The organism is Streptomyces hesseae (assembly GCF_031845785.1).
Taxonomy (GTDB): domain Bacteria; phylum Actinomycetota; class Actinomycetes; order Streptomycetales; family Streptomycetaceae; genus Streptomyces; species Streptomyces hesseae.
Genome location: NZ_JAVRFI010000054.1, coordinates 1 through 1,384, shown reverse-complemented (window position 1 = coordinate 1,384; position 1,384 = coordinate 1). Strand labels below are relative to the sequence as shown.

1 rRNA gene is annotated in these 1,384 nt (G+C 56.4%); it reads left to right on the top strand.

From position 1 onward, the window contains the following. Positions 1–1,363: ribosomal RNA gene (locus RM609_RS34150) — 23S ribosomal RNA — on the top strand; the annotation flags it as partial. Between the last annotated feature and the right edge of the window lie 21 nt (positions 1,364–1,384).

The following is a 1,384-nucleotide window of genomic DNA, read 5'->3' as shown; positions in this document are numbered from 1 at the left end:
GAAGTGGATGATCCTATGCTGTCGAGAAAAGCCTCTAGCGAGTTTCATGGCGGCCCGTACCCTAAACCGACTCAGGTAGTCAGGTAGAGAATACCGAGGCGTTCGGGTGAACTATGGTTAAGGAACTCGGCAAAATGCCCCCGTAACTTCGGGAGAAGGGGGGCCATTTCCGGTGATCGGATTTACTCCGTGAGCTGGGGGTGGCCGCAGAGACCAGCGAGAAGCGACTGTTTACTAAAAACACAGGTCCGTGCGAAGCCGTAAGGCGATGTATACGGACTGACGCCTGCCCGGTGCTGGAACGTTAAGGGGACCGGTTAGCTCCATTTCGGTGGGGCGAAGCTGAGAACTTAAGCGCCAGTAAACGGCGGTGGTAACTATAACCATCCTAAGGTAGCGAAATTCCTTGTCGGGTAAGTTCCGACCTGCACGAATGGCGTAACGACTTCTCGACTGTCTCAACCATAGGCCCGGTGAAATTGCACTACGAGTAAAGATGCTCGTTTCGCGCAGCAGGACGGAAAGACCCCGGGACCTTTACTATAGCTTGATATTGGTGTTCGGTTCGGCTTGTGTAGGATAGGTGGGAGACTTTGAAGTCATGGCGCCAGCCATGGTGGAGTCGTCGTTGAAATACCACTCTGGTCGTGCTGGATGTCTAACCTGGGTCCGTGATCCGGATCAGGGACAGTGTCTGGTGGGTAGTTTAACTGGGGCGGTTGCCTCCTAAAGGGTAACGGAGGCGCCCAAAGGTTCCCTCAGCCTGGTTGGCAATCAGGTGTTGAGTGTAAGTGCACAAGGGAGCTTGACTGTGAGACCGACGGGTCGAGCAGGGACGAAAGTCGGGACTAGTGATCCGGCGGTGGCTTGTGGAAGCGCCGTCGCTCAACGGATAAAAGGTACCCCGGGGATAACAGGCTGATCTTCCCCAAGAGTCCATATCGACGGGATGGTTTGGCACCTCGATGTCGGCTCGTCGCATCCTGGGGCTGGAGTCGGTCCCAAGGGTTGGGCTGTTCGCCCATTAAAGCGGTACGCGAGCTGGGTTTAGAACGTCGTGAGACAGTTCGGTCCCTATCCGCTGCGCGCGTAGGAGTCTTGAGAAGGGCTGTCCCTAGTACGAGAGGACCGGGACGGACGAACCTCTGGTGTGCCAGTTGTCCTGCCAAGGGCATGGCTGGTTGGCTACGTTCGGGAGGGATAACCGCTGAAAGCATCTAAGCGGGAAGCCTGCTTCGAGATGAGGACTCCCACCCACTTGATGGGGTAAGGCTCCCAGTAGACGACTGGGTTGATAGGCCAGGTGTGGAAGACCGGTAACGGTTGGAGCTGACTGGTACTAATAGGCCGAGGGCTTGTCCTCAGTTGCTCGCGTCCACTGTGT